At 48.6% G+C, this 356-nt stretch carries 1 protein-coding gene; it reads left to right on the plus strand.

Annotated features, from left to right (window positions below; translation table 11 throughout):
- A partial coding sequence (locus KDM89_RS20585) for a type IV pilus inner membrane component PilO (protein WP_212689715.1) occupies positions 1–356 on the plus strand: 356 nt, incomplete at both ends.

Genomic DNA, 356 nt, shown 5'->3' on the forward strand with positions numbered 1-356 from the left:
AGGATTGGGCTGGTTTTTTTACTGGAGCACCCAAACCGAAGAAATCGAGGCGCGTCAGCAGGAAGAGCAGGCCCTTAAGCAGCAATACCGTGACAAGATGCAGCAGGCGATCAATCTGGATGCCTTGAAAGACCAGCGTGCCTTAGTGCAGCAATATGTAGCGACCATGGAAAAGCAATTGCCGAGTAAGGCAGAAATGGATGCTTTGCTGTCTGATATTAACCAGGCTGGTGCTGGCCGGGGTCTGCAGTTTGATTCGTTTAAGCCGGGTGTGCCTGTAATTAAAGACTACTATGCAGAATTACCCATTGACGTAAAACTTTCAGGCAATTACCACGACTTAGGCGAATTCGTGT

Source organism: Cognatundibacterium luofuense (genome assembly GCF_018139685.1).
In the GTDB taxonomy this organism is placed as follows: Bacteria; Pseudomonadota; Gammaproteobacteria; order Burkholderiales; family Burkholderiaceae_D; genus Undibacterium; species Undibacterium luofuense.